Genomic DNA, 20,035 nt, shown 5'->3' with positions numbered 1-20,035 from the left:
CGCACGCGACGGCAACCCGTGCCGCATCCGGCATGGGGACATTTCCTTTCAGGTCAGGAGATCGTTAGCCATCACGTGGCGAGCCGGACAACGCGGTATCCGTACCGGCCAGTGAGCTAAACATAGATGCAGTTCGCGCTGGCTGCGCGCCAGCGTGGTGCAAAAATGCGAATATGATCAACAGTGGTGATTATTTTGTTGCGGTAATGTGAAGATGATAACAGGAGAGCCCGTTAAAGGCTCTCCCGTGGCCTGGCGGCCGCTCAGAGTTGGCTGGTGAACGTTCGGGAGATCACATCCTGCTGCTGCTCGCGGGTCAGCGCGTTAAAGCGGACCGCATAGCCGGAGACGCGGATCGTCAGATTCGGATACTGCTCCGGGTGTTCTATCGCATCGAGCAGCTTTTCCCGGTTCAGCACATTGACGTTAAGATGCTGGCCCCCCTCCACCGTCTCCTCGTGGTGGAAGTAGCCGTCCAGCAGCCCCACGAGGTTGTTTTCCTGCGCCGACGGCGCTTTGCCGAGGGCCGCCGGCACAATGGAGAAGGTATACGAGATGCCATCTTTGGCGTAGGTAAACGGCAGTTTCGCCACCGAGGTCAGCGACGCCACCGCCCCTTTCCGGTCGCGGCCATGCATCGGATTGGCCCCCGGGGCGAACGGCGTCCCCGCCCGACGTCCGTCCGGCGTATTGCCGGTCTTCTGCCCGTACACCACGTTAGAGGTGATGGTCAGGATCGACTGGGTCGGCACCGCCTGACGCCAGGTGGGGAGCGCCTGAATTTTGCGCATAAAGCGCTCCACCAGGTCGCAGGCGATGGCATCGACCCGATCGTCGTTGTTGCCGTACTGCGGATAGTCGCCCTCAATGACAAAGTCCACCGCCAGCCCGTGGTGATCGCGCACCGGCTTCACCCGGGCGTACTTTATCGCCGACAGTGAATCCGCTGCCACCGACAGGCCGGCGATGCCGCAGGCCATCGTGCGGTAGACGTCGCGGTCGTGCAGGGCCATTAGCGCCGCCTCGTAGCTGTACTTATCATGCATACAATGGATGATGTTCAGCGCGCTGATGTACTGCACCGCCAGCCAGTCCATAAAGTGGTCGAGGCTGGCCATCACGGTGTCATAGTCCAGCACCTCATCACGCAGAGGGTCGGTTTTCGGCCCCACCTGGATCTTCAGTTTCTCATCCATCCCGCCGTTGATCGCGTAGAGCAGCGTTTTGGCAAGATTGGCGCGGGCGCCGAAGAACTGCATCTGCTTGCCGATCACCATCGGGCTGACGCAGCAGGCGATGGCGTAGTCGTCGCTGTCAAAATCGCTGCGCATCAGATCGTCGTTTTCATACTGCAGCGACGAGGTGGCGATCGACACCCGGGCGGCATATTTTTTAAACGCCACCGGCAGCGCCTGCGACCAGAGCACGGTCAGGTTGGGCTCCGGCGCCGGCCCCATGGTGTGCAGGGTATGCAGGTAACGGAAGGTGGTTTTACTGACCAGGGTGCGGCCATCCAGCCCCATGCCGCCCAGCACCTCCGTCGCCCAGATGGGATCCCCGGAGAAGAGCGAGTCAAATTCCGGGGTGCGCAGGAAGCGCACCATGCGGATCTTCATGATGAAGTGGTCAATCAGCTCCTGGGCCTGCTCCTCATTCAGCAAACCGGCGCGCAGATCGCGTTCGATATAGATGTCGAGGAAGGTGGCCGTGCGCCCCAGCGACATGGCGCCGCCGTTCTGCGACTTCACCGCCGCCAGGTAGGCGAAGTAGAGCCACTGCACCGCCTCCCGGGCAGTGCGCGCCGGGTGAGAGATATCGCAGCCGTAGCGGGCCGCCATCTCCTGCATCTGCAGCAGCGCGCGCCGCTGTTCGGCCAGCTCTTCGCGCAGGCGCAGGGTGGCTTCCAGCGCCTCGCCGCGCTCCAGGGCCGGCTGCAGGTCGGCAAACTGCAGCTCGCGTTCGCGAACCAGATAGCGGATGCCGTACAGCGCCACGCGGCGGTAATCGCCGATGATCCGTCCGCGGCCATAGCCGTCCGGCAGCCCGGTGAGCACTCCCGACTTGCGACAGCGCAGCATATCCGGGGAATAGACGTCAAATACCCCCTGATTGTGGGTCTTGCGCAGCGCCGTAAACTGATACTCAAAGTAGGGATCCATTTCGCGGCCATAGGCCTCGAAGGCGCTTTTGATCATATTGATGCCGCCAAAGGGATGCAGAGCGCGCTTCAGCGGCTGGTCCGTTTGCAGGCCGACGATCTTTTCCAGCGGCTGGTTGATATAGCCCGCCGCGTGGGCGGTGATGGAGGTGGCGACATTGGTGTCGAAATCCACCGGCGCATGGGTAGCGTTCTCGACGCGGATCCCGGCCATCACCTGCTCCCAGAGGGCGGTGGTGGCCGGCGTCGTGTCGGCGAGGAAGGACTCATCGCCCTCGTAAGGGGTGTAGTTATGCTGAATAAAATCGCGGACGTCGATCTGCGTTTGCCACGCCGTACCGCGAAAGCCCTGCCAGGCGTCGGCGTATTGTGCATCGTGGGTGTCGATATCTACTTTCATGAACATCGTCTCTCTACAGAATAAAAAGTCAGGCCAGCGCCGCCGCGGTGTGGATCCGGCCTAAGCGGATCGCATCGAGGGCAATCATGCGCTCTTCATTGGTGGGAATAACCGCGCAGCGTACCCGGCTGCCGTCGGCGGAGATCAGGCGCTCGCCGGCCGAATTCGGCTGCTGATTGCGGGCGGCGTCCATCTCAAGGCCAAACACCGCCAGCCGCTCGCTCACCAGCTGGCGGATCAGCACCGAGTTTTCGCCAATCCCGCCGGTGAAAATAATGCCGTCGAGACGCTGCAGCGCCGCGGCGTGACCGGCAATATGGCGGGCGATGCGATGGACAAAGGTTTTAATCGCCAGGCGGGCGCGGGCATGGCCCTCATGCCAGGCCTGCTCCAGCACCCGCAGGTCGGAGGAAAGGCCGGAGATCCCCAGCAGGCCGGAGGCGGTGTTGGCCACCCGCTCCAGGTCGCTGAGGGTCTGCCGGGTTTCCCCGGCAATCCACGCCATGGCGCCGAAGTCGACATCGCCGCTGCGGGTGCCCATCATCAGCCCCTCCAGCGGCGTCATCCCCATCGAGGTGTCCACACTGCGGCCGTTACGCACCGCGCAGATCGAGGCGCCATTGCCCAGGTGGGCGATCACCAGGCCGCTCTCCTGCTCCGGTAACCCAAGCAGCGCCAGGGCGCGCCGGGAGACATAGCGGTGCGAGGTGCCGTGGAAACCGTAGCGGCGTACCCCGAGATTCTGGTAATACTCCCACGGCAGGCCATAAAGAAAAGCTTCCGGGGCCAGGGTCTGGTGAAAACTGGTATCAAAGACCGCCACCTGCATCACTTGCGGGAACAGCCGCTGCGCCGAGGCGATGCCGCTGAGGCTGGCGTAGTTATGCAGCGGGGCCAGGGACGATACCTGGCGAATGTTATTGATAACCTCCTCGCTAATAATGACCGACTCGGTGAACAGGTCGCCGCCGTGGGCGACGCGGTGGCCAATCAGGGCCACGCTGTCGATGAGGTCGCGTTGGGCTAATGCCCCGGCAATCGCCTGCAGGGCGCCTTCATAGCCGCGCTGCGCCAGCGCCACCGGCTCGCCGCCGTTGAGCGAGAGAGACGCCCGTTCCGCGTTGATGCCCTCGGCCACACCGTTCAGCAGGCAGTCGCAGCTGGCGGCGTCGAGGACGGAAAATTTGATCGACGACGAGCCGCAGTTAATCACCAGTACTACCGGAAATTCAGTCATGTTGTACTCCGCGTGGCCTGAGCCGGATTAGAACAGTTTGTAAACGATGTTGAGGATGGTCAGCAGACCAATGGCGGTCACAAAGAGGTTATCGAGACGGCCACGGTATTTGGCCAGCGAAGGCGCTTTACGAATGGCGTACATCGGCAGCAGGCACAGCAGCGAGGCGATAATTGGCGCGCCCATCGCCTCAATCAGGTCGAGGATATTGGGGTTGGCATAGGCCACCACCCAGGTCGAGCCCATGATGAACACCATGCTCAGGGTATTGAGCTTGCCGCTGGAGACCCGGGTTTTATCCCCTTTATAGCCGAAGCGCAGGATCAGACCGTTCAGCCCCTCAAGGGTGCCGAGATAGTGGCCGAAGAACGATTTGAAGATGGCCACCAGGGCGATGATCGACGCGCCATATTCCAGCACCGTGGCAAAGGTGGATTTAGTGCCCGACATCGAGGCAAAGTGGTTCGCCAGATAGGAGAGCACCGGGATATTCTGCGCCTTGGCGTCCGCCATGTTCTGCGGTGAGAGGGTAAACAGGCAGCTGAAGGCGAAGAACATCACCACCGCCACCATCAGCATGCTGGCCCGGGAGATGATCTGCGAGCATTTACGTTCGGTATACTCGCGGCCAAACTGCGCTTCATACTCTTCACGTTTGGAGACCACAAACGAGGAGACGATCGGCGAGAAGTTAAAGGAGAACACCATAATGGAGATGCCCAGCCATACCGTCACCAGAATGCCGTCGTGACCGGTTAAGGCGATATCGCTGAGGTTGACCTGGTCAATCACCGCGCTATTCCAGTATGGGATCAGGGACAGGGAGATCAGCACCAGGCTGGCGATAAACGGCCACACCAGATAGCTCATCACCTTGACCATCAGGTCTTTGCCAAACCAGATGACAAACGCCATCAGCAGCAGCAGGAACAGCGCCACCACCCCGCGGTTGAGCGCCGGCATCTGCAGCTGGTTCTCCCAGAAGGTCATAAAGGTATTGGTGATCGTGACGCCATAAATCCACAGCAGCGGGCAGATGGCGAAGAAGTACAGGAAAGTAATCACCACCCCGCCGGTTTTGCCAAAGTGCTCTTCCACCGTCTCGGTGATATTGCCGGAGGGGTTAGCCCCCGACAGGCACAGCCGGGCCAGCGCCCGATGGCAATAGAAGGCGATGGGATAGGCCAGCACCAGCATCACCAGGATCGGGATCAGCCCGCCGAAGCCGGCGCGGATAGGGAAAAACAACACCCCGGCGCCGATAGCGGTGCCAAACAGGCCCAGGGTCCAGGTGGTGTCAGATTTACGCCAGGACGAAAGGCTTGTCTGGCTGGATGCAATGCTCTCAGTCGTACTCATATCCTGTCCTCACTTATGTATTGAATTAAGCGTCAACAAAACCCGTAATTTGCGATACCCGGGAGAGATCGATATTGCCCCCGGAAATCAGGCTGACCGTTTTGCGGTTCTGGATATAGCTGTCTAATTTGCCGCTTAATAACGCGGCGCAGGCCAACGCCCCGGCCCCTTCGGTGATCACTTTATTGCGCTGAATTAAGGCGACCATGCTCTGGCGAATGTCGTCCTCACTCACCAGGACGATGTCATCCACCAGCTGGCGGGCGATTTCATAGGTCAGTTTCCCTGGCCGGGCAACATCGCAGCCATCGGCTAAGGTGCCGGCGTGGCGATGGCTGGTGATTTCGCCGGCATACCAGGAGGCGGCCATCCCGTGAACATTCTCCGACTGCACGCCAATAATGCGGATCGTCGGGTTAATGGATTTAATCGCAATCGCGATGCCGGCAATTAATCCCCCGCCGCCAATGGGCACGATGACATTATCCACGTCGTATAGATCTTCTAATATTTCGAGACCAATCGTTCCCTGCCCGGCGATAACCTGCGGGTCGTCATAAGGGGGAATAAAAATACGGCCCTCAAGTTCAACAATATCGCTGGCTTTGGCGAGGGTATCGTTAAAATTATCGCCATGTAGCACCACTTCCGCCGAATAATCACAGGTGGCGGCAACTTTCGATTTCGGCGCCCCTTTCGGCATCACCACTTTCCCGTCAATGCCAAGCATGGCGCAGGAGAGCGAAACGCCCTGAGCGTGGTTGCCCGCCGAGCAGGCCACTACCCCTTTGCGTTTTTCCGCTGCGGTTAAACCGCAGAGCTTATTAAAGGCGCCGCGGATTTTAAATGAGCCCGTGCGCTGCATGTTTTCAAATTTAAGGAATATTTCTCCCTGGCAGCGTTCGCTAAAATAATTCGAACGGGGCATACCTGTTTTATATATTTTTCCCGCGAGGCGTTGTTTCGCTTCGAGAATATCGTCAATAGATACCGGAAGATCGTAGGTAATATGCATTATGGCCTCTGTATCTTAATATAAAGTCAATGACCGGGCGTCATCCTGCTGATAACAGCGAGGACGTGTGTTGGATTATTTAACGACTTTCAGTTACGCAATAATTTGTAATGGCTGCCAGTGGCGATTGCCCTGCCCCGAGGAATAATGTTTCGCCATCTCCACCAGCGACGCCGCGGCGGTTTTTAACCGGTAATTTTTCGACCATACCGCGGCATAGCGCGCCACCGGCAAGGCCTCTTTGATCGGGATGGTGACAAACTGGCTCGAGCCGAACGGCGTGGTCATGTCGCAGGGGATCACCGTCAGAAAATCGGCATTGAGCACCAGGTTATAGATCGTCACCACCGAATCGGTATTAACGATATTTTCGCGGCGGATGCCGCTGCGCTGCAGGGTGGCCAGCAGTTCGCTGTAGTAGCCCATATTGGTCTCCGGCAGCACCCACTGCTCATGCTGGAGCGAGGCCAGACGGACGGTGCCGTTGCCGATCCGCGCCCGATTCGCCACCAGCACAAACTCAGACTCAAACAGCGGCTCGACGTGCAGGTCCTGCAGTTTCATCTCATCGCTCAGCGTCCCGATGGCAAAGTCAAGACGCCCGTCGCGGATCGCCGGCAAAAAGGCGGAGAGCTGCGCTTCATACATCGAGACCCGCGCCTTCGGGAAGGTCATTTTAAACTGATGCACCATCTCCGACATAAAGGTAAACCCCACCAGCGAAGGGAAACCGAAGGAAACATCCACCACCGTGCTGCTGGTCAGGGCATTCATTTCATTGACCATATTTTTCATTTCACGGGTGATCGTTTCTGACCAGTTGAGAAAAACCTGCCCGGCCTCGGTGAGCGAAACGCCGGTATTTCGCCGGACGATTAATTCGCTGCCAAAATAGCTTTCCATGTCACCAATAATTTTACTGACCGCCGGTTGAGTGAGTCCTAACGCTTTTGCTCCGGCCCCGATTGACCCGCTGCGGATCACTTCCTGGAAAACCACCAGATGCTGTGTTTTAGGCAGAGAAAAAGTATTCATCGCGTCTCACTTTCATTCCTTTGTTGACGGCGGAAAGTGTAACAAATCGCGTTTGCCGGGTTATGTGAGAGCTCTCACAAAGGCTCCGCGGCAGCGGAGAGCGGCTGTCTTTCCGCAGTAAATAACGGTTAAAATACAATCACATAAAATAATTTCGCGCGCTTTTTGAACGTTTATAATCGCCGGCGAATGCGGGGATAAAAATAATTGATGGCAATAACATTGATGCCAACCTGGCGATAAAAAATACGCCTTTTGGCCATATTACAAACAGGCGTGCCGGCTGAATCAGCAAGCCTGAAATTAAATTAATTCTATAAACAATAAAATTCGCATGTAATAAACGGCGCTATTTTGCTGCAATCTTGTCTGACATCACAATTTATCGCCGGGAGGCGGTAAAAAAGACGGGCCATTCCTTACATTAAAGAAACATTATATTTACAAGTCGAAGAGGGTTGGCGCCACGACCAGCGATGGCTTTTTCGCCCTCCGGCAGCGGGTCATACTTTGATTAAAATCAACCATAGCAATTTATATTTCCTGTAGTCCGGAACGGAGTCATTTGTGTTGTCGATCACAAATCCATAAATAGGCTGCCCGACCTCACCTCCGCCGCAGCGGATTAACCAGCTTTTCACTATGCAAATGCAAATAACGTATTTGCCCTCCCTGCGGGCGCTCTGTAGTTTGAGCCAGGATCCCGGCGCGACTTTATCCGGGTCAGGACCTTATTATTCAGAGTGTTGAATTCCACCATGATTAAATTAACGCATCTTTTTAAAACCTATCCAGGCAGCGCCCAGCCGGCCATTCGCGACCTCAGTCTGGATATTGCTCATGGCGAATTCTGCACCTTCGTCGGCCCGAGCGGCTGCGGAAAAACCACCATCCTGCGGATGATCAACCAGCTGGATATTCCCGACAGCGGCGACGTCTATATTCAGGGCGTCCGCCTCGCTGACGCCGATATTATCCAGATCCGCCGTCAGATCGGCTTCGTGATGCAAAGCGCCGCGCTCTTTCCCCATCGTACCGTGGCGCAAAATATCGCTACCGTGCCGCGGCTGGCGGGCTGGAGCAAAGCGCGGATCCGCGCGCGGATTGACGAGCTGGTGGCGCTGATGTCGCTCGACAGCCATCTGCTGCACCGCTATCCGCATCAGCTCTCCGGCGGCCAGCAGGGGCGCGTGGCCATCGCCCGCGCCATCGCCGCCGATCCGCCCATTTTACTGATGGATGAGCCCTTCGCCGCCATCGACCCGGTGGTTCGCGAACGCCTCCAGGATGAGCTGTTGCTCCTGCAGCAGCGGCTGAAAAAAACCATTGTGCTGGTGACTCACGATATCAATGAAGCGATCCGCCTCGGCGATAAAATCGCCATTTTCCAGGAAGGCGGCGTGCTGGCGCAGTTTGATACCCCCGACCGTATTCTGGCCCAGCCGGCAAGCGAGTTCGTGCGCCGCTTTATCGGCCCGGAGCCCAATCTGAAGCGGCTGGGCATGATTCAGGTCGGCCAGCTGCCGCGTCACGATGTCCCCCTGCTCGACGAAGCGCTGACGCCGATCGCCAGCGCCCACCCGCCGCTGGCCAGCCCGCTGCGTCTGGTGCTTGACCGACAGCGACGCCCGCTGCACTGGTTCGATCCGCAGCGGGGTCTCACCCTGCCGGTGGAGCGCCCGCTCGCCAGCAGCCACAGCCTGCGTTTTGCCTACAGCGCGCTGCTCGACGTGGCGACCGGCGTGCTGGTGCATGTTAATGGCGAAGGGCAATACCAGGGAGCGGTATCTCACACCCTGCTGCAGCAGGTGCTCGACGGCGCGGTAGGAGTGGGACCTCATGATTGACTGGAGCTGGGTTATCGATAACGACGCGATGATCGGCGATCTGCTCTGGCAGCATGCGCGGATGGTCCTGCTGGCGCTGCTTTTCGGCTCCCTGCTCACCGGCGGCCTGTTAGCGATTACCTTACGCTGGCCCGCGACGGCGCAACCGCTCATCACCCTGTGCGGGGTGCTCTTTACCATTCCCTCGCTGGCGCTGTTTATTTTATTGCTACCGTTTACCGGGCTGTCGCTGACCACCTCGCTGATTGGCCTGACGCTGTATTCGCTGCTGATCCTGCTGCGCAACGTGCTGGCCGGCATGGAGAAGCTGCCGCAGGCGGCGCTGGAGTCGGCGCGGGCGCTCGGCTACACCCGCGGGTTTCGTTTCTTCGATATTGAGCTGTGGCTACTGCTGCCCTCTCTGTTTGCCGGGCTGCGCATTGCCTCGGTGACGCTGGTCGGCCTGGTCACCGTCACCGCGCTGATCGGCCAGGGCGGGCTGGGGCAGCTGCTGCTGGCGGGTTTTAATCAGGACTTTCTGACGCCAATTGTCGTCAGCCTGATCCTGAGCCTGGTTCTGTCGCTGGTCTTTGACTGGCTGATTGCCCGTCTTGGCGACTGGCTTACGCCCTGGACGGAATAATGACCCTGCTGCTTGCAACCTTTCACTGGCTAACCCAGCCGGAGCACTGGCTGGGTGATGAGGGCATCCTCCTGCGCCTGGGACAGCATCTTTATTACGTGCTGGTCAGCATGGCCGTGGCCTGCGTCATCGCCCTGCCGCTCGGCATCGCGCTGGGCTACTGGCGCAAAGGCGCCTTCGTGGTGATTAACCTGTTTAATCTCGGCCGCGCCATTCCGTCGTTAGGGCTGATTTTATTGTGCATCATCGTTTTCGGTTTTAACGATATCCCGGTGCTGACGGCGCTTATCGCGCTCTCGATCCCGCCCATCCTCACTAACACCTGGGTAGGGATTTATCACGCCGACCGTCCACTGTGCGATGCCGCCATCGCGCTGGGCATGACCCCCTGGCAAAGCCTGTGGCAGGTGCGGATCCCGCTGGCGGCGCCGCTGATCCTCGCCGGGGTGCGCACGGCGCTGGTTCAGCTTATCGCCACGGCGGTGGTCGCGGCCTATGCCGGTTTGGGCGGGCTGGGACGATTTCTGATCGACGGCCTCGGGCAGCGGGATATCCCGCAGGTGATCGGCGGCTCGCTGGTGGTTTCCCTGCTGGCGATAGGCGGTGAACTGCTTTTCGCCCGCTGCGCCGGCCGCCTGACCCACCGCCGTATTGCCGCGCCTTATTAGCGTGAAACTGACATGACCCCAGCGCCTGGGGCTGATTAACCTTAAAATAAAAGAGGTATTATGAAGCAATTATTTGGCAAGGCCGTCACCGTCCGTCGATTTCGTCTCTCGCTGCTGGCCGCCGGGCTCTTCAGCCTGAGCGTTAGCACCTTTGCCGCCAGCGTCACCGTGGGCGGAGCCAATTTTACCGAAAGCTCCATCCTCGCCAATATTTACGCCAGCGCGCTAAAGAAAAACCATATCGAGGCCAACACCCGTCTCAACCTTGGCAACCGGGAAATTATTATTCCGGCGCTGCAGAGCGGTGAGATCGATATCGTGCCGGAATATCTTGGCGCCCTGCTCAATTATTACAACGGCAAAACCGAAGCCACCAGCCAGCAGGCCGTTAGCGCCGAGCTGGCCCAGGCCCTGCCCGCTGATTTCACCCTGCTGACCCCCGCCCCGGCCACCTCGATCACCGCCTGGGCGGTACGTGCCGAGACCGCGGAGAAATACCATCTGCGCACCCTCTCCGACCTGAAGCCCGTCGCCCCGCAGCTGGTGATCGGCGGACCACCGGAGCTGGCGGTACGTGCTCTGGGCCTGCCGGGGCTGAAGCGCGTCTATGGCCTTGAGTTCAAAGCGGTGAAATCGCTGGACATGGGCGGACCGCTGACCCGACTGGCGCTCAATTCGGGCAAAATCGACGTCGCGACGGTGATCTCCACCCAGGGCAACCTGGCGAAAGAGAAATGGGTGGTCCTCGAGGATGATAAACATGAGCAACCGAGTCAGAACGTGGTGCCGCTGGTGCGCAAAGCCAGTCTGACGCCGGAGATCGGCGCCGTGCTCAATGCGGTTTCCGGCAAGCTGGACAATGCCACACTAATTGCCCTCAACCAGCAGGTCGATCTCCAGCATAAAGATCCGGCAGCCGTCGCCGAGCAGTGGGTTAATGCCAACTTCCCGCAACCCTAACCGTTACCCCGCCACGGATGGCGTTCAGCCAAGAGTCCACGCTATGTCTACCCGACACATGATCCTGAACCTGTTCTTTTACAATCCGCAGGGAGATTACCGCTTCTCCTGGCGCCACCCTGATGCACCAGAAGCGGAAATATTTACCCTCAACTATTACGCCGAGCTGGCGCGCAAGGCCGAAGCGGCGACCCTGGACGCTATCTTTGTCGCCGACCATATCGCGGTGTGGGATACGGTGCCCAGCGGCCTGACCCACTATGCCAACGCCCGGCTTGAGCCGCTGACGCTGCTCTCCGCCCTCGCCGCGGTGACGGAGCATATCGGCCTGATGGCCACCGCGTCGACCTCCTATAACGAACCCTATAACCTGGCTCGCTACTTTGCCTCGCTGGATTTCCTCAGCAATGGCCGGGCCAGCTGGAACGTGGTGACGTCGTGGCTGGAAGAAGAGGCGGCAAACTTCGGTCTGGAGCAGCTTCCCCGCCACGGCACCCGCTACCAGCGGGCCAGTGAATTCATCGACGTGGTCACTCGCCTGTGGGATTCCTGGGAAGATGGCGCGGCGATCTTCGATAAAACGCGCGGCGTATTCGCCGATGCCGGCAAGGTGCATCACCTCGACTATCAGGGCGAGTACTTCCGCGTGCGCGGCCCGCTCAACGTCCCCCGTCCGCCGCAGGGCCATCCGCTGCTGGTGCAGGCCGGCTCTTCAGAGGCGGGCAAAGCGCTGGCCGCCACCTGGTCTGATATGCACTTCGTATTTATTCACTCGATCGCCGAGGGGCTGGCCTATCGCGAAGAGATGAACCAGCGGCTGCGCCAGCACGGGCGCGATCCGGCCCATTTCAAAATTATCGCCGGGGTCCTGCCGGTGGTGGTGGATTCCAGCGAGGAGAAAGCGGCCCGCCAGCAGCTTAACGAGCAGCTGATGAGCGACCAGATGGCTATCGACCTGCTCTCCTCTTATCTGCGAATGGATCTCAGCGCCCTGCCGCGGGACCACCCCCTGCCGCCGCTGCCCGATGAAGAGAGCTTTGACGGCATCCGCACGGCGCTGAAGCTTATCCGCCAGTACGATCCGCGGCTCACCCTGCTGGAGTTGGGGAAATTGTTATTACAGAGTTCCGATAGCTGGCTGCTGCTGGGCAGCGCCGAGGAGATTGCCGCCACCTTAACGGAGACCTGGCAGGCGGGCGCCGCCGACGGGTTCAATCTGATGTTCCCGCTGCTGCCGGGAGACTTTGACCGCTTTGTTGACCAGGTGGTGCCGATTCTGCAGCGTAACGGCGTCATGCGCGATCGCTATCCGCCCGGCACCCTGCGGGAAAAGCTCGGTTTGCCCGCGGTGGAAAACCGCTTTACCGCGCCGTAGCCCGGCATGTCCCGCCCCGGCGCAGATCGCTGGCCGGGGCATTTTACCTATAGCTGGCTGACGCCCAGCGCCGCGGCCTCATCCCGCCACGCCAGCAGCGGCGCATAGGCCTCCCGCGACATATCGCTATAGCCGCAGATCAGCAAGGCGTCGCACAGGGGGCGATAGCGCGCATCACTCACCAGCTGCTGGAGGGCCTCGCGCAGGCTGTTCAGCGTCGCCGCCGGAGTGGCGCCGGCGGTGATCAGCGGCAGCCCTGGCGCGGCCGGGCTCCAGCCGATCGCCACCAGGCCTGCCAGGGCCTGCGGCTGATGGCGCTGCAGCAGCGCGTAGGTCACGCAGTCGATGGCGGCGATGTCGGCGTTTTCCTGCTGCAGCTCGCGCAGCGACTGCCGATGGCTGCCGCTGAACACCACCGCCGAAAAAAATCGCCCCTCCCGGGAGAGCGGCGCGACCATTTTACGCAGCACGTTGTAGCCGGACTGCGAGTGCGCGGCATTGCACACCGCCCGACGGCCAAAAAAGTCCCCCAGCATCCGGTGCCTATCCGTTTCGCGGACCACCAGCAGGCTGCGGTAGCGGCGCCCTTCACAACCGGGCGCAGTGTAGTGGAAACAGCCCACCGTCTGCACCTCCGGCAGCTGAGTCACCAACGGATAACCGCAGGTCTGGCTCAGCAACAGCGTCGGCTGGCGCCAGTGGGCCAGCAGATCCTCGGGATCAGTCGCCGGAGGGTCTCCCGTCACCGTCACGCCGCGTTCGGCCAGCAGCGACTGCACCGCCTGCCACAAGGCCTGGGTCTGTTGACGGTGGATGGCATACATCGGAAAGGTCATGCGTTCAGCCATGTTCTCCTCCCGCTTGCGCCTGCTCGCCAAAGCCCGGATGGGCGTTCACCGCCACCGCCCGGCGGCCAAAATGGCGTCGCCACTCACCGTACCCACGCACCAGGAACCCCTGATTACGCTGCAGATATGCCGCCTGGCGATGCAGATACAGCCGACGCAAAGCGTACCAGGGGACGCCGGGCAGGTCATGATGTACCGCATGGTAATTGAGATTGAGGAACAGCACCCGCCAGGGGAGCCCGGCCTCGTTGATCACCGAGCGGGCCAGCGGGTCATCCGCGGCGCGGTGTTCGAGAAAAGAGCGCACTTTGGTCAGGGCCAGCGCCGGGTAGCTCACCGCCAGCACAAACCACAGCGGGGAAAACCCCTGCGCCGCCATCCAGACCAGCAGGCCCGTCAGCAGCAACAGATGCAGGCTCCACATGACGATGGCGCGGCGGTCACCATCGCGGAAAGCGTGCAACGCGCTGTTCAGGGTGTGAATTATATCCATCAGCGGCGCCAGCAGCAGTCGTCCCCAGAAGGTATTGCGCAGGTGGATAAGGCGGCGCTGCCAGGCAGTGAAGCGCTGCCAGCTTTCCGCCGTCACATAGTACGATTCGGGGTCGTCCTCGGGGTGCGTCAGCAGATGGTTGCGATGGTGCGCCAGATGGCTGTCGCGGTAGATGCCATAGGGATACCAGACCGCCAGCGGCAGCGTCCCCAACAGCTGGTTAAACCATGCCAGCCGGGTGGGATGCCCATGGATAAGCTCATGCTGTAAGGACATATACCAGGTGGTAAACCAGATCAGCAGCAGCGTGGCCGACATCAACCCCAGCGTCTGCCAGCCCGCCACGCAGGCAAACCAGCCGCCGTAAACCGTCACAATCAGCAGCCATGTCGGCAGCTCGCTGCGCCACAGCCAACTGCGCGCCAGCTGGCGGATCAGGATGCGCTGTTGATCATCTACATAGACAGCCGTCTTCTTTTCCGTCACTTCCGATACCTTGCCGTGTTGCCTCATTCCCTCCGAAGATGTGAGATAACACGTTAAATAACAAAGTATTTAATTGACTTAGCTTTGCCAAAAAGCGCGTTTGTATTGAGCACGGCAAAAAATACCGTCCATGGCGCAACAGGCTGGCGGTGGTTAAACAGCTCCTTCGCCCGGCGGCGCTGCGCTTGCCGGGCCTACGGGATCCCCCCTCCCCGGTTCATCCAGACCAGTGCAAGCGCAGCGCCGCCGGACAAGGACAGCGGCGTCGCTTTTGTGCCGGGCGGCGGCGGCGCCTTGCCCGGCCTGCGATGCGTGCTGCCTGTCGTTAATTTATTCACCGCTGTTGCTGAAACTTTACCGCCAGGTCGAGGATACTTAAGGGCTGCAGCACCTTACCCACCTTCGCGCCGACGATACCGGCGGAGCGTGACCGAAACTACTCCTCTTCCCGCTCCGCTGGCGTCCAGGTCGGCAGGGTGCGGAAGGTATGCAGCAGCCCCTCGGACCACGCCTTGCGGATGCGGTTAAAATAGGGATCGTTGTCGGTGATGCGATGCTGCCCGGCGCTGCTCAGACTGTCGCTGCGGTAGAGCAGCGTATCCAGCGGCAGGCCGACCGACAGATTACTGCGCAGCGTCGAGTCAATGGAGATGAGCGCGCAGCACATCGCCTGCTCCAGCGGCGTATCGATGGTCAGCACCCGATCGATGATCGGCTTGCCGTACTTGCTTTCGCCAATCTGGAAATAGGGCGTGTCGCGGGTGGCTTCAATAAAGTTACCCTCCGGATAAATGTGGAACAGACGATGGGTTTCGCCGGCGATCTGACCGCCAAGCAGCAGGTTGCAGTTGAAATTGGTGTTACTGCAGGTCTGCTGGTTGCTGCTGTCGCGCTGGATCACCTCCAGCAGCGTTTTACCGATCAGCATCGCGGCGTCGTAGAGGGAGGTGACCTGCATCAGGTTCGGCTCCTGCTGGGTTCGGATGCGCGCGCTGAGCAGGCTTATCACGCTCTGGGTGGTGGCCAGGTTGCCGGCGGATTGCAGCACCAGCACCCGTTCCCCCTCCTGATGGAAAACGTGTAGCTTTTTAAAAGTGGCAATATGGTCGACGCCCGCATTGGTGCGGGAGTCGGAAGCAAACACCAGTCCATCCGCCAGGCACATGGCCACACAGTAGGTCATTGCGGTTTTTCCCGTATTATTGCTGCTGCGCCTGCTGGCTGTGTTCGCGCACTTCAGCGTTGGTTAACATAATTTCCCCGCCGCCGCCCAGCCGGGTGCCCCGTACCGGGCAGGCGTCGAGATAATCCAGCCCGGTCGCCAGCCGCAAATGCTGATTCAGGCGACGGGTATTATTGGTGATATCAAACGATCGCCAGCGGCCGTCGAGCCAGACTTCCGCCCAGGCGTGCATCGCCACATGCCGGGCGTTATCACTGTATACATAACCGCTGACGTAGCGCGCCGGGATCTCCAGCGCCCGGCAGCAGGCGAGAAAAACATGGGTATGATCCTGACACACGCCCTTCGCGCGGGCGAAGGCGTCGGCGGCGGAGTCCTGCACCCCGGTCGCGCCGGGGGAGTATGGCATTCTTAACAGCAGATCCGCCATCAGCTGATTCAGACTCTCCTCCGCCGCATCGGGACGATAGAGGCGCTGGGCAAACTCACGGATCGCCGTATCGGCGCGGGTTAGCGGCGTACTGCGCAGAAACACCAGCGGCGACAGCAGTTCGGCCTCTTCCCCCCTCACCTCCTCTTCCTCGTCGGCGATATCGACAATCCCGCTGGCGCGAATGGTGATCTCCTTGTGCGGGTTATCCAGCGTCAGCACATGCAGCACATTGCCCCAGCCGTCGGTGGTGGTCACCGCCGCACCGTCCGGCAGGGTCAGCGTCCAGGCGGTGATGGTCTGCCGGCCGGTGCTGCGCGGCGTCAGGCGCAAATACTGGGTGGAAAACTTCACTTCTTCATCGTAGCCATAGCGAGTGAGATGATCGATGACCAGTTTCATAAGGCCTCCAGATAGGTTTGTCTGATGCTGTCGGACAGCGCGTTAATTCTCGCCAGCAGGCCGTTAAGGGTGATCTGCAGGTCCGCCTGCGCCAGGTCGGCGCGGGTACTGAAGCGCAGGTCAACGTTGAGCTGATGCGCCAGGCGCAGCGGTTGATAGGAGCGATCGTTGGCGATTTTCTCCAGCTCGCCGACCAGATCGGCAACGCTGGCGCGCAGCGAACGCGGAATATCGTTACGCAGGATCAGCAGCTCCATCACCGTTTCCCGACTGACCGGCTGGCGGTAGAGGCTGTTGTAGGCTTCGCGGGCGCTGACCGCATTGAGCAAGGTATCCAGTCGATAGTATTCCCGTACCGGATCCGGGTCGTTGGTTAGCTGTTGATCCTTAATCAGCAGCAGCTGGGTGGTGGCAAACGCACGCTCAATCAGGGTGCCGATACCGATAAAGCTCAGGGCGTCGTTGCGCAGCAGCGTGCCGATCACCGCCCCGCGAAACAGATGCACCCGCTCTTTCACCCACTCGAAAAAGCCGTCGCTGCCCAGTTCGCCCAGCCCCTGCTGGCGCAGGGTTCGCAGCTCGATTCGGGTCGCATTGATGCTCTCCCACACCTCGGCCGACAGACTGCCGCGCACCGCGTGCGCATTGTTCCACGCCATCTCCACGCAGCTGTAAATGCTGCAGGGGTTGTTGCCATCGAGGGCAAAAAAGTTGAGCAGGTTGCTCATGGTAAAGCGGGCATGGCGCGCCTGAAACAGCTCGTGGGTCATCGACAAATTCAGCGGCAGCGCCAGATCCCGCGACTGCTGGCTGTGGCGGGGGATCATCGATAATTTCCAGGTCACGTCCAGTACCCGGGCGTAGCTCTCCGCCCGCTCGAGATAGCGGGCCATCCAGAACAGTTCACTCGCCGTACGACTTAGCATGATGCGTCATCCTCCATCACCCAGGTGTCTTTGGTTCCGCCGCCCTGCGACGAGTTGACCACCAGAGACCCTTCGGTCAGCGCCACGCGGGTCAGGCCGCCGGGCACCAGCCGCATCTCCTGCCCGGACAGCACGTAGGGCCGTAAATCGATATGTCGCGGCGACAGACCTTCATCAACGAAGGTGGGACAGGTCGACAACGCGAGGGTGTCCTGGGCAATATAGTTGGCCGGATTGGCCAGCAAGCGCTGGCGGAAGGCCTCTCGCTCCTCTTTGGTCGAACGCGGGCCAACCAGCATGCCGTAGCCCCCTGCGCCATGGACCTCCTTGACCACCATCAGCTCGAGGTTACTCAGCACATAGCGCAGGTCCTCTGCTTTCCGGCACTGCCAGGTGGGGATATTACTGAGGATCGGCTGTTCGCCGAGGTAAAAGCGGATCATCTCCGGAACGTACGGATAGATCGATTTGTCGTCGGCGACACCGGTGCCGATGGCGTTGGCCAGTACCACGCCGCCGGCGCGATAGACGGACAGCAGCCCCGGTACGCCGAGCATCGAATCGGCGCGGAAGGCCAGCGGGTCGAGCCAGGCGTCGTCGATGCGGCGATAAATCACATCCACCCGGCGCGGCCCCTCGGTGGTCCGCATATACACCGCACCGTTCTTAATGAACAGGTCGGCGCTTTCCACCAGCTCGACCCCCATCTGCTGCGCCAGGAAGCTGTGCTCGAAGTAGGCGCTGTTGAAGCGCCCCGGGGTCATCACCACGACACAGGGGTCATCCACCAGCGAGCTTTCGCGCAGGGTCTGCAGGAGGTAGCTTGGGTAGCGCTCCACCGGCGCAATGTGATGCTGCTCGAACATCTCCGGATAGAGGCGCATCATCATTTTACGGTTTTCGAGCATGTAGGAGACGCCGGACGGCGTACGCAAATTATCCTCCAGCACGTAGTACTGACCGTCGTTATTGCGCACCATATCGACGCCGGTGATATGGGCATAGGTGTTGTTTGGCAGGTTGATGCCCTGCATGCACGGCTGATACTGCTCGTTGGCCAGCACCTGCTCGGCCGGGATCAGCCCCGCGCGCAGGATATTCTGCTCATGATAGATGTCATAGAGGAAGGCGTTCAGCGCTTTCACCCGCTGGCGAATGCCGCGGTCAATGCGCTGCCACTCCCCGGCGGGTATGATCCGCGGCACGCTATCAAACGGGATCAGCCGCTCGGTTCCCTCATCCTCACCGTACACGTTAAAGGTGATGCCGATACGGTGAAAAAGCAGTTCCGCTTGCGCTTTTTTCTGCCGGATAGAGAATTGATCGGTGTTGCGAAACCATTGCCACCAGGCATTATAGTGCGGCCGCTGTTCCCCCTGCGCGGTCAGCATCTCGTCATAATAATGCCCGTCAGGAAGCGTAATTTTTATCATGGCCATCCCCTCCGGTTGGACTCACTTTGTGGTAATCCCGGTAAGAGATAAGCATTAATTATGCCAGGTCATCTGCCGACGCGGCGTTGTGCAAACGGGTTCTTACGCGCCGTTTGATTGTGCAAAAAATCACCGCGCTGGCGTCCCGCGCCCGGCAGCGGTTGCACCGTCGTGAGGCAGGGCTATGTTTTTTGCGCCATCGTGGACGCCAGCGCCGTCAGCCAGGCGGCATAGTCCGCGGGCCAGGCGGTCGTCGGCGTGCCCGGGCGCCCCATGCCAAAGCCATGCCCGCCGCTGGCATAGCGCCAGAGCTGCACCGGAACCTGATGCTGACGGCAGGCGTCGGCCATCAACAGCGTATTATGCGGGTCGGAAACCGGATCGTCCTGCGCCTGCACCAGGAAACAGGGCGGCGTGGCCTGTGTCACCCAGGTTTGTACCGACCAGGCGCGGTCGGCTGCTTCGCTCGCCTGCGGTCCCACCAACTGGCGATGAGTCGCCGTATGGCTCCAGGGCGGCAGGAGCGTGATCACCGGATAGATCAGCGCGGCGCCGTCGGCGGTGGCGGGCTGGTGGTCCAGCACATCCTCCGGCGGATAGCTGGCAAACGCCGGCCGACAGGCGGCCATCCCCAGCAGATGTCCCCCCGCCGAAAAACCGAGCACGCTGACCTGCGATTCCCGGGCGCGAATCAGCCGCAGGGCCCGCTGCGCATCCTGCAGCGGCGCCAGCGCCCCGGCCCGCCACCCTTCCCCCGGCAAGCGGTAGCTCAGCACATAGGCGGTATAGCCGTGCGCCGTCAGCCAGTGCGCCGCCGGCCAGGCCTCACTGGCCATCTCGATCCGCTGGTATCCGCCACCGGCCGCCACCAGCACCCCGTGGCCAGTGGCCCGGGCGGGTTGCCAGACCGTCAGCACAGGACGAGCGATATGGCTCAGCGCGCCGCGGGCGGATAACCGGGCCTCGCCCCCCGGCCCGCCGCCACCCGGCGGTTGTTCCGGCCACAGCGGCAGCGTCAGCACCGGAGCAGTGGCCGCCGCGCCCCGCGCCGCAGACAGCGCGGCGGCGCTGAACAGCAGAAATTGACGTCGATTCATAACTGACTCCCGGGCGCGTTAGCTTGCCTGTAAGCCTAACCGCTTTGCTGGCGGTTGTATC

General features: G+C 60.6%; 17 protein-coding genes and 1 pseudogene. 6 read left to right on the top strand and 12 right to left on the bottom strand.

The window, feature by feature from the left end; genetic code table 11:
• Nucleotides 1-68 precede the first annotated feature (68 nt).
• Nucleotides 69-212 (top strand): annotated as a pseudogene (locus ACKLKD_RS11020) (hypothetical protein); the annotation flags it as partial.
• Between the two features lie 51 nt (nt 213-263).
• On the opposite strand, the gene pflB reads toward ACKLKD_RS11020, so the two are convergent.
• From pflB to tdcA, 5 genes are all read right to left on the bottom strand, one after another.
• Nucleotides 264-2,558, bottom strand: a complete 2,295-nt coding sequence (gene pflB / locus ACKLKD_RS11015; protein WP_087804704.1) for a formate C-acetyltransferase — start codon at nt 2,556-2,558, stop codon at nt 264-266.
• 28 nt (nt 2,559-2,586) lie between these two features.
• Nucleotides 2,587-3,795: a propionate kinase gene (gene tdcD, locus ACKLKD_RS11010; RefSeq protein WP_080896684.1), complete on the bottom strand. Its 1,209-nt coding sequence runs from the start codon at nt 3,793-3,795 to the stop codon at nt 2,587-2,589.
• A gap of 27 nt (nt 3,796-3,822) precedes the next feature.
• Nucleotides 3,823-5,154, bottom strand: a complete 1,332-nt coding sequence (gene tdcC / locus ACKLKD_RS11005; protein ID WP_080896683.1) for a threonine/serine transporter TdcC — start codon at nt 5,152-5,154, stop codon at nt 3,823-3,825.
• 25 nt (nt 5,155-5,179) lie between these two features.
• Nucleotides 5,180-6,169: a bifunctional threonine ammonia-lyase/L-serine ammonia-lyase TdcB gene (tdcB, locus tag ACKLKD_RS11000; RefSeq protein ID WP_002910762.1), complete on the bottom strand. Its 990-nt coding sequence runs from the start codon at nt 6,167-6,169 to the stop codon at nt 5,180-5,182.
• A 93-nt stretch (nt 6,170-6,262) separates the two neighbouring features.
• Nucleotides 6,263-7,204 carry a transcriptional regulator TdcA gene (tdcA, locus tag ACKLKD_RS10995; protein WP_025714873.1) on the bottom strand — a complete coding sequence of 314 codons (942 nt, stop codon included), beginning with the start codon at nt 7,202-7,204 and terminating at the stop codon, nt 6,263-6,265.
• Nucleotides 7,205-7,962: 758 nt separating this feature from the next.
• Between tdcA and ACKLKD_RS10990 the strand changes: the two genes are divergently transcribed.
• The 5 genes from ACKLKD_RS10990 to ACKLKD_RS10970 are packed head-to-tail and all read left to right on the top strand — an operon-like array spanning nt 7,963 to nt 12,676.
• Complete coding sequence (locus ACKLKD_RS10990) at nt 7,963-9,051, top strand: ABC transporter ATP-binding protein (protein ID WP_025714872.1); 1,089 nt, start codon at nt 7,963-7,965, stop codon at nt 9,049-9,051.
• Nucleotides 9,044-9,673: an ABC transporter permease gene (locus ACKLKD_RS10985; protein WP_025714871.1), complete on the top strand. Its 630-nt coding sequence runs from the start codon at nt 9,044-9,046 to the stop codon at nt 9,671-9,673. The genes ACKLKD_RS10990 and ACKLKD_RS10985 overlap by 8 nt, the downstream gene beginning before the upstream one ends.
• Complete coding sequence (locus ACKLKD_RS10980) at nt 9,673-10,341, top strand: ABC transporter permease (RefSeq protein ID WP_025714870.1); 669 nt, start codon at nt 9,673-9,675, stop codon at nt 10,339-10,341. The genes ACKLKD_RS10985 and ACKLKD_RS10980 overlap by 1 nt, the downstream gene beginning before the upstream one ends.
• Before the next feature lie 60 nt (nt 10,342-10,401).
• Nucleotides 10,402-11,301, top strand: coding sequence for an ABC transporter substrate-binding protein (locus ACKLKD_RS10975; protein ID WP_080896682.1), 900 nt, complete (start codon nt 10,402-10,404; stop codon nt 11,299-11,301).
• Complete coding sequence (locus tag ACKLKD_RS10970; protein WP_309599305.1) at nt 11,279-12,676, top strand: LLM class flavin-dependent oxidoreductase; 1,398 nt, start codon at nt 11,279-11,281, stop codon at nt 12,674-12,676. The genes ACKLKD_RS10975 and ACKLKD_RS10970 overlap by 23 nt, the downstream gene beginning before the upstream one ends.
• A 47-nt stretch (nt 12,677-12,723) precedes the next feature.
• Here ACKLKD_RS10970 and ACKLKD_RS10965 read toward each other — a convergent pair whose 3' ends face one another.
• The 7 genes from ACKLKD_RS10965 to ACKLKD_RS10935 all read right to left on the bottom strand — a co-directional run bounded on the left by ACKLKD_RS10965 (nt 12,724) and on the right by ACKLKD_RS10935 (nt 19,974).
• Nucleotides 12,724-13,524, bottom strand: a complete 801-nt coding sequence (locus ACKLKD_RS10965) for a phosphate/phosphite/phosphonate ABC transporter substrate-binding protein (RefSeq protein WP_080896680.1) — start codon at nt 13,522-13,524, stop codon at nt 12,724-12,726.
• Complete coding sequence (locus ACKLKD_RS10960) at nt 13,517-14,503, bottom strand: fatty acid desaturase (RefSeq protein WP_165931782.1); 987 nt, start codon at nt 14,501-14,503, stop codon at nt 13,517-13,519. Before ACKLKD_RS10960 ends, ACKLKD_RS10965 begins: the two co-directional genes overlap by 8 nt.
• 436 nt (nt 14,504-14,939) lie before the next feature.
• Nucleotides 14,940-15,686 (bottom strand): proteasome-type protease, encoded by a 747-nt coding sequence (locus ACKLKD_RS10955; protein WP_080896678.1) that lies wholly within the window; start codon nt 15,684-15,686, stop codon nt 14,940-14,942.
• Nucleotides 15,687-15,702: 16 nt separating this feature from the next.
• Nucleotides 15,703-16,518 carry a transglutaminase family protein gene (locus ACKLKD_RS10950; protein ID WP_080896677.1) on the bottom strand — a complete coding sequence of 272 codons (816 nt, stop codon included), beginning with the start codon at nt 16,516-16,518 and terminating at the stop codon, nt 15,703-15,705.
• Nucleotides 16,515-17,444: an alpha-E domain-containing protein gene (locus ACKLKD_RS10945; protein WP_025714676.1), complete on the bottom strand. Its 930-nt coding sequence runs from the start codon at nt 17,442-17,444 to the stop codon at nt 16,515-16,517. Before ACKLKD_RS10945 ends, ACKLKD_RS10950 begins: the two co-directional genes overlap by 4 nt.
• On the bottom strand, nt 17,438-18,877 hold the full coding sequence (locus ACKLKD_RS10940) for a circularly permuted type 2 ATP-grasp protein (protein WP_004180417.1): 1,440 nt from the start codon (nt 18,875-18,877) through the stop codon (nt 17,438-17,440). The genes ACKLKD_RS10945 and ACKLKD_RS10940 overlap by 7 nt, the downstream gene beginning before the upstream one ends.
• 182 nt (nt 18,878-19,059) lie before the next feature.
• Entirely contained in the window at nt 19,060-19,974 is a 915-nt protein-coding gene (locus ACKLKD_RS10935) for an alpha/beta hydrolase (RefSeq protein WP_080896676.1), read from the bottom strand.
• Nucleotides 19,975-20,035: the final 61 nt, after the last annotated feature.

Source organism: Klebsiella sp. 10982, assembly GCF_048589245.1.
In the GTDB taxonomy this organism is placed as follows: domain Bacteria; phylum Pseudomonadota; class Gammaproteobacteria; order Enterobacterales; family Enterobacteriaceae; genus Klebsiella; species Klebsiella quasivariicola.
Note: the sequence above shows the minus strand (reverse complement) of the source record. Positions and strands in the feature narration are given on the sequence as shown.